The organism is Niveispirillum lacus (genome assembly GCF_002251795.1).
Taxonomy (GTDB): Bacteria; Pseudomonadota; Alphaproteobacteria; order Azospirillales; family Azospirillaceae; genus Niveispirillum; species Niveispirillum lacus.
Window position 1 is genome coordinate 638606 of record NZ_NOXU01000031.1, and the last position, 13420, is coordinate 652025.

General features: G+C 62.4%; 9 protein-coding genes. 1 reads left to right on the plus strand and 8 read right to left on the minus strand.

Annotated elements, in window-relative coordinates:
- Positions 1-276: 276 nt before the first annotated feature.
- On the minus strand, positions 277-1410 hold the full coding sequence (gene mnmA / locus CHU95_RS18840; protein ID WP_094458000.1) for a tRNA 2-thiouridine(34) synthase MnmA: 1134 nt from the start codon (positions 1408-1410) through the stop codon (positions 277-279).
- A gap of 196 nt (positions 1411-1606) precedes the next feature.
- Between mnmA and CHU95_RS18845 the strand changes: the two genes are divergently transcribed.
- Positions 1607-2563 (plus strand): alpha/beta fold hydrolase, encoded by a 957-nt coding sequence (locus CHU95_RS18845; protein WP_094457844.1) that lies wholly within the window; start codon positions 1607-1609, stop codon positions 2561-2563.
- Between the two features lie 27 nt (positions 2564-2590).
- Here the strand turns inward: CHU95_RS18845 and CHU95_RS18850 are convergent, their stop codons facing one another.
- The 7 genes from CHU95_RS18850 to CHU95_RS18880 form a co-directional block, all read right to left on the minus strand.
- Positions 2591-2857, minus strand: coding sequence for a hypothetical protein (locus CHU95_RS18850; protein ID WP_094457845.1), 267 nt, complete (start codon positions 2855-2857; stop codon positions 2591-2593).
- A gap of 143 nt (positions 2858-3000) precedes the next feature.
- A complete protein-coding gene (locus tag CHU95_RS18855) occupies positions 3001-3207 on the minus strand; it encodes a cold-shock protein (RefSeq protein WP_094458001.1) in 207 nt (68 codons plus the stop codon).
- Between the two features lie 84 nt (positions 3208-3291).
- The gene (locus tag CHU95_RS18860; RefSeq protein ID WP_133065578.1) at positions 3292-4902 is read right to left on the minus strand and encodes an ABC transporter substrate-binding protein; all 1611 of its coding nucleotides are present in this window, start codon (positions 4900-4902) and stop codon (positions 3292-3294) included.
- Positions 4903-4990: 88 nt separating this feature from the next.
- Positions 4991-6529, minus strand: a complete 1539-nt coding sequence (locus tag CHU95_RS18865; protein ID WP_094457847.1) for a helicase HerA domain-containing protein — start codon at positions 6527-6529, stop codon at positions 4991-4993.
- Between the two features lie 79 nt (positions 6530-6608).
- Complete coding sequence (locus tag CHU95_RS18870; protein ID WP_094457848.1) at positions 6609-7538, minus strand: transglutaminase family protein; 930 nt, start codon at positions 7536-7538, stop codon at positions 6609-6611.
- Positions 7516-10020, minus strand: coding sequence for a circularly permuted type 2 ATP-grasp protein (locus CHU95_RS18875; RefSeq protein ID WP_245838395.1), 2505 nt, complete (start codon positions 10018-10020; stop codon positions 7516-7518). Before CHU95_RS18875 ends, CHU95_RS18870 begins: the two co-directional genes overlap by 23 nt.
- Positions 10013-13333: a transglutaminase family protein gene (locus CHU95_RS18880; protein ID WP_094457849.1), complete on the minus strand. Its 3321-nt coding sequence runs from the start codon at positions 13331-13333 to the stop codon at positions 10013-10015. Before CHU95_RS18880 ends, CHU95_RS18875 begins: the two co-directional genes overlap by 8 nt.
- Between the last annotated feature and the right edge of the window lie 87 nt (positions 13334-13420).

Consider the following 13420-nt stretch of genomic DNA (forward strand, 5'->3'; position numbering starts at 1 on the left):
GAGGGGCCGTGGGACAGCCCCAGTTCCAAAGCCGAATTAACCCTTGAACCCCCCGCATACAAGGGCGCAACAGTCCCTTCCGCCATGCGTGAAGCGCACGGGTTGCAGCTTAGTTTTTTTGTGAGAAGGGTGCAATTCAGGTAACAGCGTTACCGGCATGACTCTTGTCAAGCGACACACGGTGGTGGCTTGGCCCAGAATTGCTGCCTTCTTGACGGGTCCAATCCGGGGGACGCGGCACAGTTCATCCGCTCAAACCTTGAACAGGTACTACCGTCAGCGCGTGCCGGTACCATTGATCCAGCCGCCGCCCAGCATGCGGTCACCATCGTAGAACACGGCCGCCTGACCGGGAGAGATGCCATATTGGGCGCTTTCAAGCTCCACAACGGCATTGCCGCCGCCATGCAGGACAAGGATAGCGGGGGCGGGGTGCTGGGCTGACCGTAGCTTGACCGTTACCGGCAGCGGTACACCCAGCGCCGGGGGGCCCAGCCAATTCAGTTCACGGACCATGACCTTGTCACGGGCCAGCGCTGCCCGTGGTCCCACCACGACCTGGTTCGCCACGGGATCGACACGGACAACATAGAGCGGGTCCACATCCTCGCCGGCGTCGGTCTTCCGCCCACCGATGCCCAGGCCCTTGCGTTGCCCCACCGTGTAGTTGATGACGCCGTCATGGCGGCCCATGACCGTGCCATCGACATGGACAATCTCTCCTGGTCGCACGGCGCCGGGGCGCAGTTTTTCGACCACCTTGGCGTAGCCCCCGGTGGGAACGAAGCAGATATCCTGGCTATCAGGCTTGTCTGCCACGGCTAGGCCCAGCGCATCGGCGATGGCGCGCGTTTCCGTCTTGGGCTTATCGCCCAGGGGAAAGCGCAGGAAATCAAGCTGTTCCTGGGTGGTCGCAAACAGGAAATATGATTGGTCGCGATTATGGTCGGCCCCGCGCAGCATGGCGGCCTGCCCCTCCACCATCGTGCGGCGGGCATAATGGCCGGTGGCCATACAGTCGGCGCCTAACTCGCGTGCCTGATCCAGAAGGTCCTTGAACTTGACCGTCTGGTTACAGCGCACGCACGGGATCGGCGTTTCACCCTTAAGATAGGTATCGACAAAATCGTCCATCACTGACTGCTTGAACCGGCTTTCATAGTCCAGCACGTAATGGGGAATGTCGATCTGGTCGGCAACACGGCGCGCGTCATAAATGTCCTGGCCGGCGCAGCAGGCTCCCTTCTTGCCGACGGTCATGCCATAATCATAGAGTTGCAGCGTGATGCCGACGACGTCATAGCCCTCACGCCGCAGCATGGCGGCTGCCACAGAACTATCGACGCCGCCAGACATGGCGACGACGACGCGGGTATCGGCCGGGGCCTTATCAATGCCAAGCGAGTTCATGAGCGATATATAGCCGCAAATGCCGCCGGGACAATTGCGCATCGCTTGCGGGGCGGCCATTCGCCAACGCACTGGCGGTGCGCCGCCATCTTCGCTAAAACGCTTGTTTGAAAGATTTCGGAATGTGACCGGTTCAACTGCAACTGTCCGGGCGCCACTGGAAGCGCCGACGGGCGATCATGTCGGGGAAGGTGCCATGCCAATCGTGACCGCCAATGGGATCAACATTGCCTATCGGGACGAAGGGCAAGGCCCGGCTTTATTGCTCTGCCACGGGTGGCCTGAACTGGGCCATAGCTGGCGTCATCAGGTGCCCGCACTGGTGGCAGCCGGATACCGGGTGATTGTGCCTGACATGCGTGGTTTCGGCGGTACCGACGCGCCCGGTGCAGTTGAAGATTATACGATCCTGCATCTGGTGGGCGACATGGTTTGTCTGCTCGATTCCCTGAAAATCAATCGTTGCACCATCGTCGGACATGATTGGGGGGCGCCTGTCGCCTGGCATGCCGCCCTGATGCGGCCCGACCGGTTCCGGGCCGTGGCCGGTCTTGCCGTTCCCTGGTCGCCGCGCGGCCCCCATGGCAGTCTGGTGGGCATGGCCCGCGCCCAGGGGTTGGACCGGTTCTATATGTTGTGGTTTCAGGAACCGGGCGTGGCGGAAGCGGATCTGGGCCGCGACCCCTATGAGACCCACCGTCGCCTGCTCGTTGGGGCGTCCGGTGCCTCGGCAGCGATGGGGAAGGGCTGGCCGTTGATGATCGCCGAGGGCAAGGGATTGGTTGAAAGCTGCCCCTCGGTTGATGTTCTTCCCGGCTGGCTCAACGAAGATGATTTGCAGGTCTATGCCGCCACCTATGCACGCACTGGCTATCGGGGTGGGCTGAACTGGTATCGCAATCTCGACCGCAATTGGGCGCTGACAGCCCCCTGGCATGGTGCGGCCATCAGCGTGCCCGCCTGTTTTATTGCGGGCCAACTGGATGGTGTGCTGCGCATGCCCGGCATGGACAAGGCCTTGCGCGCCATGGACGGCGTGACGTGTACGGATTTCCGTGGCACGACACTGGTGCCGGGGGCCGGACATTGGGTGCAGCAAGAGGCACCAGCAGAGGTGAATTCCGCGCTGCTCGCCTTTCTGGCTGGGCTGTGACAGCCTCAGCGACCACCGGCGCAGTGATTATCCGGCATCTCCACCATCCTGGGCGATGTCATCGGCCAGTTCGCCCGCCATTTCGACGAACAGTTCAGCATCGGCCTGGATGCCATTGGCCTCACAAATCCGCATGAACACGCGATAGCCATGCAGGATGGCAACATCCATCGCCGTCTGGTCGCCTTCCTCGCTGTACCGGTCCTTGATGCCCTGTTCTTCCAGGGTGCCCAGGATATCCATCTCGGCAGCCTTCAGGACGGCTTCCATCGCCTGTTTGTGAAGTGTGGACATGGGTCCGAGTTCCTGTAAATGAGCAATCGTCACGCGGCCGGGCCTTGAGACCCGGCCGCTTCATACCATCGAATGGTGGCTGCGCAAGCATTTGCTTGGCACTTCTGCCCAGCATGACGGCCAGCCGTCATTTGCGCCAATGTTCAGTTACGCAGATTGATGGCCTGCGGCTTGCGCGTCTTGCGGTTGATCTCGACCTCATATTCCAGCCACTGCCCCTCTTTCAGGGTGGAGAGGCCGATATACTGGACGGCGGAAATATGGACAAAAACGTCCTCACCGCCATCCTCCGGCGTAATGAAGCCATACCCTTTGGCACTGTTGAACCATTTGACGGTGCCCGTGGGCATGGCCGATCTCCCCGGCGCTGTCGTTTCGATGGCGGCGAACATGGTCCCTTGAGCCCCGCAATGCAAGTGCTCCCCGCGATGTGTCTATTGTGTGCGTGCCGATGCCGGGGTGATCAGCGTTGCCAGCGTGTTGCCATCCACCCGCCCGTCGAACCGGATTTCGGCGTTCATGGCCCAGCGCCGTGCCAGATGGATGGTGGGGATGACGGGCATGTCGCGTGATGCGATCATGGCCATTTCACCCAGCAGCAGCCCGCGCTTCCCGCGATCGGATTCCATCGCTGCCAGCGACAGCAGCCGGTCGATTTCCGGGTTGCTATAGCCCACGAAATTCTGGTTGCCGGTCTTGCGCGCCGGATCGCGGCTATGCAGCAATTCCCTGCCTGTATAGCCCAGTTCGCCGGTAAACGCGATCCAACCGGACAGGAACAGGTCATAATCCAGGGATTGCATGGCCGGCAGGACGTTGCCCACTGCAACAAAACGGATGTCGAGCGTGACCCCGACCGCCAGAAGATAGCGGGCAATCCCTTCGGCCACTCTGGCAAAGGGCTCAACCGTGATAAGCCGTAGGGTGCGGCCTCCCGATACGCCAGACTTCTCCAGAATGTGGCGGGCGTTGATCTGATCAAAGCCGATTGCCGCCCGGGGCTCATGCCCCAGAATGCCGACTGGGGCCAGTTGCGCGGCCGGTTCTGCCGACCCCTGGGCAACCCGTCGGGCCAGGGAAACACGGTCAATGGCCATGGCGAGGGCGCGCCGCACGGCCGGATCGGCCAAGGGCCCGATCGGGTTGGGGGTCAGGATCAGGGTGCGCAGGGGACGGCTATCGACAACCCGCAGATCGCGCCGTCCGGCCAGGAACTCCAAACTCTCCGGCACCACCTGATTGATGATGTCGACATCGCCGGCCACCAGTGCGCGGGCCCGCGCCGCTCCACCGGGAATGGGCAGTAGACGTACCTGTTCCCAATAAGGTTGCGTTCCCCAGTAACCGTCAGTGCGCGCCAGTTCGGCTGGGCCGCCGCTGGTAAAGGCGGTCAGGCGGTAAGGGCCGGTTCCCGGCACCAGACCATTTGCAAAACGGTCTTCACCCAAGCTGGTCAGTGCGGCCGCCATGTTGGCGCATCCGCCAGGGACGTACGGTTCTTTCCAGCCATTCGGCGCCGGGATGATGCTGATCATGGTCAAAAGCTGGGGCAACAAGGGGTTAGGGCCCTGTGTTGTGATCTGCACGCTGCCGGCATCCCGTGCTGCCACCCGTTCCACACCGGCGATTAGCCCGGACATTGAACCGCCATTGCTGTCCAGGCGGCAGAAGGTAAAGGCGACATCCTCCGGAGCGAGGGGCTTGCCATCATGAAAGCGCACATTGGGGCGTAGAGTGAAAACCCAATCCCGCTCACCGACCGGACGCCATTCCGTTGCCAACCACGGAACGGTCCCCAACGCCAGATCGGGCATGATCAGCGGTTCGAAAACATGGAAGGCAAGATTGCGGCTGTCGGCGGAGTTCTGACGGTGCGGGTCCGCCGACATGGCAACCCCGTCCAGCCCGATGCGCAACAAGGGGGGAACGTCGCCAGCCCTGACCGGCACGCCCGTCAAGTATACCCATGCCAACAAAAGCAGAAGGATCACCGGGACGTTGCCGGCAAGCGACTGTGGCGGCAAGAGACGTTTACCGTGGGACACGGCCCGACTTTCCCGAAAAATTGCCTTTAATGCAGGGTAAGTGATTCCCCACTGTCTGAACAGTGTTTCGGACGGGATATCGGATCCGTCAGTTAATCCCTGTCAGCAGATCACTTTCTGCCCCGTCCCGTGGATCGGGTGCATGAGGGTCACCCGCAGCGGTTTCCCGGCCCAGATGCGGTAGACCGATTGAGCGCAGGCCACCGATCAGGGTGCGTTGTACGATCACGCCGCGCTGTTCCAGGTAAGACAGCAGCCGTCGGGCCCGACCGGGAGACCGGCTGCCGCAGGCACGGGCAACGTCGGCATCCGAAGGGCAGGGTGCATGGGCCAGGGCGGCGCGGGCCAGCAACAGGAAAACCCCCTGCATGTCCTCTGGCAGGCTCTTGGCGGCCTTCTCGGCCTCTGCCCAAGCCGGATCATTCGTCTCTTCAACGTCAACACCGGCCCGGATCACGGACAGCCGCCGGCGGAAGCTGGGCATATCCAGCGTTTCCCCCCGCAGCCGATGGATACGGCAGCGCACGAGGAAGTCCTGGTACAGCACTGCATCAGTACGAAAGGCAGCACCGGGGTCGGACAGGACCTGACGCAGCACCTCGTCAAGCTTCTCGTCATTTTCCGCCGCGTCGAACAGCGATGGTTCGGGGTTGAGGGCAGCCGTGGCCGCCATTTCCGCCTGTCTTTGTCCGGCGATCCTTAGGGCGGCGTTGATGTCGGGCGGCGGGGATGGCGGCGCCCGGCGCACGGGTGGCGGGGCCGCCAGTTCCGCAGCCGATGGGGTCAGAATCAGGTCTCGGGCGTCCATGGCCGGCTGGTCCGGCAGGGGCATCAGCTTCGGGCTGCCGCCGCGCCCGGCTGTCTCCACCGGACCGACCTTGATCGGCAGCGGACGGCGCGATAATGCCGGGCCCAAGGCGACGAAATGTCCACGTTGCAGGTCACGGAACATCTCCGCCTGCCGTCGCTCCATACCCAGAAGGTCGGCGGCGCGGGCCATGTCGATATCCAGAAAAGTACGGCCCATCAGGAAGTTGCTGGCCTCCGCCGCCACATTCTTGGCCAGCTTGGCCAGACGTTGGGTCGCGATGATGCCGGCCAGTCCGCGTTTGCGGCCCCGGCACATCAGATTGGTCATGGCGCCCAGGCTGGCCTTTCGCGCCTCATCCGACACTTCGCCGGCAGCAGCGGGTGCAAATAACTGGGCTTCATCGACTACAACCAGCATCGGATACCAGTAGTCGCGCTCCGCATCGAACAGTCCGCCCAGGAAGGCGGCAGCCAGACGCATCTGACCTTCGATATCAGCGCCCTCCAGCGATAGCACCACTGACACGCGATGCTGACGCACACGGGCGGCCACACGCTGCAGGCTCTGCTCGCTGTGTTGGGCAGCATCCACCACCACATGGCCGTACTTTTCGGCCAAGGTTACAAAATCACCCTCGGGGTCAACGACGCATTGCTGCACCCAGGGCGCCGACTGTTCCAGCAGTCGACGCAACAGATGCGACTTGCCTGACCCGGAATTGCCCTGCACCAGCAGGCGGGTTGCCAGCAATTCCTCCAGGTCCATCGTGGCGGCGCGTCCCTCCGCCGTCAAACCCATGTCGATGCCGACCTGCATCCTGACCAATCCCGCTGATTTCCGTCTGAGGCGGTCTATAGCGCATCAAGGCCGTGTGGGGGAACCTTTACGGCCGGGCCTACCGGCCATCAAGCTGATCGACATCCACGGCCACCAGCACGCCATGATGGCCGCCACCGAGGATCACCCCACGCAACGGACAGACATCATCATAATCCCGGCCCCAGGCCAGCGTGACATGGTCAGTATCGCATTGGCGGCCATTGGTGGGGTCCAGGTCGATCCAGCCATCGTGAGGCCCACACCAAGCCTGAACCCAGGCGTGGCTGGCATCGGCCCCCTGCAGCTTTGGTTTGCCGGGCGGCGGCAGGGTACGTAGATATCCGGAGACATACCGTGCAGGCAGGCCCAGTGCTCGCAAGGCCCCGATCATCAGATGCGCGAAATCCTGGCAGACGCCCCGTTTACGGGCCAGAACCTCGCTGATCGGTGTGCTGATGGTGGTGGCTGTGGGATCGAAGCTGAAATCGGCATGGATGCGCCGCGTCAAATCCAGTGCCCCTTCGCCGATTGCCCGTCCTTGCGAAAAAAAAGCGGCGGCGAACAGGGTCAGAGCAGTATCGGCCAGCGGAACACGCGCCGATGGCCGAACAAATTCCGCCGTTTCGGCCAGGGTCGCCGCCAGGGCCGCCACTTCTTCCCAGCATGGGGTGGTCTCGGCCAGCAAGGGCGGAGGCGGCGCTACTGTCACCTCGATCTCTGCGGTGACCGTCAGTTCGCGGTGGGGGGTGTGCAGGGCGGCGTAGGTGACCGGATTGCCGAACCAGTCATGCCGTTCCGTCACAACACCCGGCCAGGGCACGATCGACAAAGTGGCCTTGTGACAGGTCTGACGCGGATGGTCACGCGGGGCCAGATGGGCCAGCATGTGGGCGCTGGTGACCGGATCGCCATAACCATAGCGCGTCACATGTCGGCACTGATAGCGCACGGCGCCCCGTTCGTTGCCGTCCACGGCATCCTCTTCACGTCGTGCGGGCAAAGGCATGGCTGAAGTAAGCCTGACTGAGCAAGTTGGAGATTTCAGGCAATAACCGCCCCAACCGATCGGTCAGGTCGGCTAGTGCCGTGGGGTCCCGCGTCGGCTGGGGATCGGCCACAAGACGAGAGGCGGTTTCCAGCAACTGGTTGGCCAGAAGGGTTGGGCTGACCGACAAACCTTCACCGTCAATGGGGGGCAGCTTCACCAATTGACGCTGCACTGTCTTGATCTGGAAAGCCAGCGAACGCGGATGGTCATCATCGGCCAGTAGCAGGGAAAGCACCGGTTCACGCCGGATTCCGACCGGGTGACGGTCGCGATAGGCGGCTCCGGCGGCAGCCAGTTCCAGCAGGACCGACAGTGATGCAACCGTTCCCGCCGTACCAGGCCCCAAGCCACAGCCATTGAATGCCCCGACAATGCCGATGGCCCGTTCCAGACGGCGGCCCAGTACCAGGAAACGCCAGGCTGGACCACGCGACATGCCATCCAGTTCCAACCCGATGAGCGAGGCCAGCAGGCGGGACACCTCGTCCAGGCGAAGATGCATGGCGGCTGGGTCGGTCTTCAGCGGCTGCGATGCGACCTCGCCCAGAACGGTCAGCACCCGACTGAATTCACCGGGAAGCCGATCGCGCACGCCGGCAGCAGCCCGGCGCAGTCGGTCCATGGTTGCGCGCAAGCCTCCAGGATTGGCCGGATCGGCCACGATCTCCAGCGCCTGGCGCATGCCGCGTACGGCATCGGTCTGCGGCAAGCCGGCAATCTCCATCGGGATCATGCCGTTAAAGCCCATCAGTCGCAGCAGCGGGACCAGTTCCTCCTCGGCGCCCGGATGGGCATCATCGGACAGGCGGCGGGCGGCCGCCCTCAGGGTGCGGACCGCAGCATCGGCGCGTTCAGCATAACGCCCCACCCAGAACAGATGATCAGCAGCCCGCGACGGTAGATCCCCCGCACGTGGTCCACTGTCCCCGCCACCGTCAGGCATCAGGGAGGCAAGTCCCCGTCGGCGTTGCGGCTGACCGATGGCACCGCCGACGATCCACACATCCTTGGCCCCCGCACCGGTCTGTAAGGTGACGGAGGCAAAACGTTCGTCGGCAGAAATACGGGCGAGGCCGCCTGGCATCACCATCCAGTCGCCATCGGGTGTGGCGCAGGCGAAGGCCCGCATAACCAACGGTCGGGCCACCTTGCGTCCATCGCGCCAGACCGGGGCGGTAGAGGGCACCACCGGTTCCTGCGCAACCCAATCCTGCGGGCGGCGGCGCAGACTGGCCGCCAGGGCCGCGCGCCCCGCCGCATCCAGTTCCGGTCCGAAGGTGGTCCGATGACCCATACTGGAATAGGCGGGGCGGAACACAAGCCGGTCAAGGCCGGCGACCATCTCTGCCCGTTGGCGTGGGTCTCCCCCCCAATAGGTGGTGACATCGGCCAGAAGTGGCGCTTCACCCAGCAGATGTCGGCTCAATGCCCCCATCCAAGGCATCAGGGCCACGCTGTCCGTCAAGCCGCTGCCCAGGCTGTTGCACACGGCGACATTGCCGGCCCGCACAGCCTCGACAAGTCCGGCCACACCCAGCGCACTGTCGGGGCGCAACTCCAGGGGGTCACAGAAATCATCATCGACGCGACGCAGGATCACATCGATCCGCTCCAGTCCACCCAGCGTCTTCAGGTAGACCGCTTGGTCACGCACCGTCAGGTCAGCACCTTCCACCAAGGTTAAGCCCAGATGACGGGCCAGGAAGGCATGTTCGAAATAGGCTTCGTTCAGCGGACCCGGCGTCAGCAGGGCCAGACGCGGACAGCCGTCAGGCCCCGATCCACGTGGTGCCAGACTGATCAGGGTCTGTCGCAACTGTTCAAAGAAGGGCGACAGCCGCTCGACATTGCAGCCACGGAACGACTCGGCCAGTGTCTGGCTCATCACCACCCGGTTTTCCAGCGTGTAACCGGTGCCCGTTGGCGCCTGTGTTCGGCTGGCCAGCACCCGCCAGATGCCGGTGCGGTCACGGACCATGTCCGTCGCGACGAGGGTCAGCCGCGCCCCGGCAGCCAGATCCATCCCGTGGCAGGCGCGCAGAAAACCAGGATCACCCAGCACCAGTCCGTATGGCAACACCCCGTCACGCAGGATGGACTGATCGCCGTAAAGATCAGCCAGTACCCGATTGAGCAGGCGGGCGCGTTGCCGCAGCCCTTCCGCAATCATCAGCCATTCTGAATGCGGCAACAGCAGGGGGATTGGGTCGAGCGGCCAGGGGCGCTCCACACCTTGCGGATCAGCATAGGCGTGGTAGGTCACACCATTTTGAAACAGCAGCCGCCTGCCCGCATCCCACCGTTCCTCCATTGACGCACTGTCCGCCGCGCCGGAGGAAATGAAACCTTGCCAATGCGCGCGCACATGTCCATCGCCGGTGACCATCTCGTCCCAGGGTTCCGCAGATGCGCCCGCATTGTCGCGGGAAAGATCAGCCAAGGCGTAGGTCAAGGGTCAACGGGAACTCAGGGTTTTTGATCTCGATCGGGGCCGCCATGGGTCCCGGTGTGTGGCCGAACGGGAAGAACCTGGCCAGCCGCCGCCCCTCTGCCTCATTGGCATTGACCGGGAAGGTGGTGAAGTTCCGCCCGCCTGGATGTGCCACATGATAGGTGCAGCCGCCAATCGAGCGACCCGTCCAACTGTCCACGATATCGAAGATCAACGGTGTATGCACGGGTATCGTGGGGTGCAAACAGGTAGGTGGCTGCCATGCGCGATAACGAACGCCAGCAACAAACTCTCCTTCTGTTCCTGTCGGATGAAGCGGGACCTTGCGGCCGTTACAGGTCACGACAAACCGTTCATCGGTCGCACCGGCGAGTTTCACCTGCACCCGTTCCAGGCTGCTATCCACGAAGCGGACAGTGCCGCCGCCGCCCGGCTCCTCGCCCAGCACATGCCACGGCTCCAGTGCCGATCGCAGCTCCAAGTTCAGGCCGCGCTGGGCGACATGGCCAAGGGTGGGGAAACGGAAGTTCAGATGCGGCTTGAACCAGCTCTCCTCGAATGCGTAGCCGGCGGCACGCAGATCGGACACAACGTCTTGGATATCCTGCGCCACAAAATGCGGCAGCATGAACCGTTCATGCAGTTTGGTGCCCCAGCGGACCAGTTTGGCCCGGTAGGGTGTTTTCCAGAACCACGCGATCAGGGAGCGCAGCAGCAACTGCTGCACCAGACTCATCTGCGCATGCGGGGGCATTTCAAAGCTGCGCAGTTCCAGCAGACCCAGGCGGCCAGTGGAACTGTCGGGACTGTAGAGCTTGTCGATACAGAATTCACTGCGATGAGTGTTGCCTTGAACATCGACCAGCAGATGGCGCAGTGCCCGGTCAACCAGCCAGGGCGGGCAGTTACTTCCGGCTTCATCCAGAATTTTGAAAGCAATCTCCAACTCGTAGAGACTGTCGTGCCGCGCTTCGTCGACACGTGGATGCTGACTGGTCGGGCCGATGAAAGTGCCGGAAAACAGGAAGGAGAGTGAGGGGTGGTTCTGCCAATAGGTTAGCAGCGATCGCAGAACATCGGGCCGCCGCAGGAACGGGCTGTCGGCCGGGGTCGGGCCACCGACCACGACATGATTGCCGCCTCCGGTACCGACATGACGTCCGTCCAGCGCAAATTTTTCGGTTGCCAGCCGACTTTGCCGCGCATCCTCGTAAAGATCGGTGGTGTTGGCGACCAGTTCATCCCAACTGCTGGCGGGATGTATATTGACCTCAATGACACCAGGGTCGGGTGTTACGGCAATATTCGCCAAACGTGGATCCTTGGGAGGGCCATAGCCTTCCAGCACTACTGGCATATCCAGTTCAACACAGGTTGCCTCAATGGCGGCCACCAGTTCCAGCCAGTCCTCCAGATATGAGGTGGGCGGCATGAAGATATAGAGCCGTCCATCACGCGGTTCCACGCACAAGGCCGTGCGCACCACCCACCAGGCCGATTGTCCTTTGTCAGGTGCGCCCTCTCGAACATCGGCCATACGGCGGTGGGGCTCACGGGGTTCTGTCCGGCCTTTGTTATCTGCCACCATCTGCGTCAGTTCTTCATACGCTGGCAGAGGGGTGCGGGGATCGAACGGGTCTTGTTCGTAATGATAGGGATATTGTGACGGCGCGACCCAGGGCAGCGACCCCAATGGCAGGCGGTACCCCACAGGGCTGTCGCCGGGTGCCAGCAGCAGCTTCTCCGTCCGCGTGGCCCAGGATGATGACAGCCAGACCGGTCCCGATGCCTCATGCCGTCGGTTCAGTGGCAGGGCAAAACCGATGGGTTGGTCGAGCCCGCGCTCGAACACCTTGGCCAGACGCGCGCGCTCCTCCTCATTCTCCAGCTTGCTGTCAAACGGATCAACATTGATGGGGAGCTTGCGTTCCTTATTGATGTAATACCAGGGGTCTTCAAACGCGGCGCGGGCATAATCACCAGGGATACCCAGCTTTTCTGCCAGGGTTTTGATGAACTGTTCGGCCTGTTCGGCCTTTAACCCGTAGTCCCGTCGCTCATCCGCCTGATACTCATCATGGGTCCACAGCGCATCACCATCCTTGCGCCAATAAAGCTGCAAGGCCCAACGTGGCAGGCTTTCGCCGGGATACCATTTGCCCTGGCCGAAATGTAGCAGCCCGCCCTGGGCAAACCGTCGCTTCAGCCTGCGGATCAGGTCGCCCGACAAGAGACGTTTGGTGGGACCAAGGGCGGATGTGTTCCATTCCGCCCCGTCCATATCGTCGATTGAGATGAAGGTCGGTTCGCCGCCCATGGTCAGGCGGATATCACCCTCCACAATCTCCCGATCGACCTGCTTGCCCAGTGTATCAATGGCAGCCCATTGGTCTGGCCAATAGGGTTTTGTTGTGCGGGGCTGTTCGCGGATGCGGGTGACCGACATCTGATGGTCGAACGACACTTCGCACATTTCAAGGCCACCGGTGACGGGGGCGGCGCTGAACGGATCAGGTGTACAGGCCACCGGAATATGCCCTTCACCCGCCATCAGGCCGGATGTCGGGTCCAGCCCGATCCAGCCGGCCCCCGGCAGATACACCTCGCACCAGGCATGCAGGTCGGTGAAATCCGCTGTCGGTCCCTCCGGTCCTTCCAACGGTTTCTGGTCGGCAACAAGCTGGATCAGATATCCGGAAGCGAACCGCGCCGCCAACCCCAGATGGCGCAAAGCCTGCACCATCAGCCAGGCGCTGTCCCGACAGGACCCGCTGCGCTTCTCCAACGTTTCTTCGGGCGACTGGACACCGGGTTCCAGACGGATCACGTACCCGATCGCTTGTTGCAGTTTGGCATTCAGACCCATCAGAAAATTGACGGTCGGTTGTTCGGTGCGGTCAACCTCTGCCAGGAACGCCGCCAAAAGCGGGCCTGCTGGTTCAGTTTCCAGGAACGGCTTCAGATCCTTGGCCAGCAGCGGTTCATAGGTGAAGGGCACCTTCTCCGCTGCCGGTTCCAGGAAGAAGTCAAAAGGGTTGATCGCTGCAAGATCGGCGACAAGATCGACTTCCAAAATGAATTCGGTCGTCTTTTCCGGAAACACGAAGCGGGCCAGCCAGTTGGATTGCGGGTCCTGCTGCCAGTTCAAGAAGTGCTTTTTGGGCGTAACCTTCAAGGAATAGGACAGAATCGGGGTGCGCGCGTGCGGCGCTGGCCGCAGCCGTACAATCTGAGGGCCGAGGTTGACCGGTCGGTCATAGCGATAGACGGTCTTGTGGTTCAACGCGACATGAATACCCATTCGCCCGTGGCCCCTCTACCGATATGCGACCGTCAGATGACGACGCGATGACGGTAACACCAAAAGGAAGGGGGGTTAAGGTGCGTT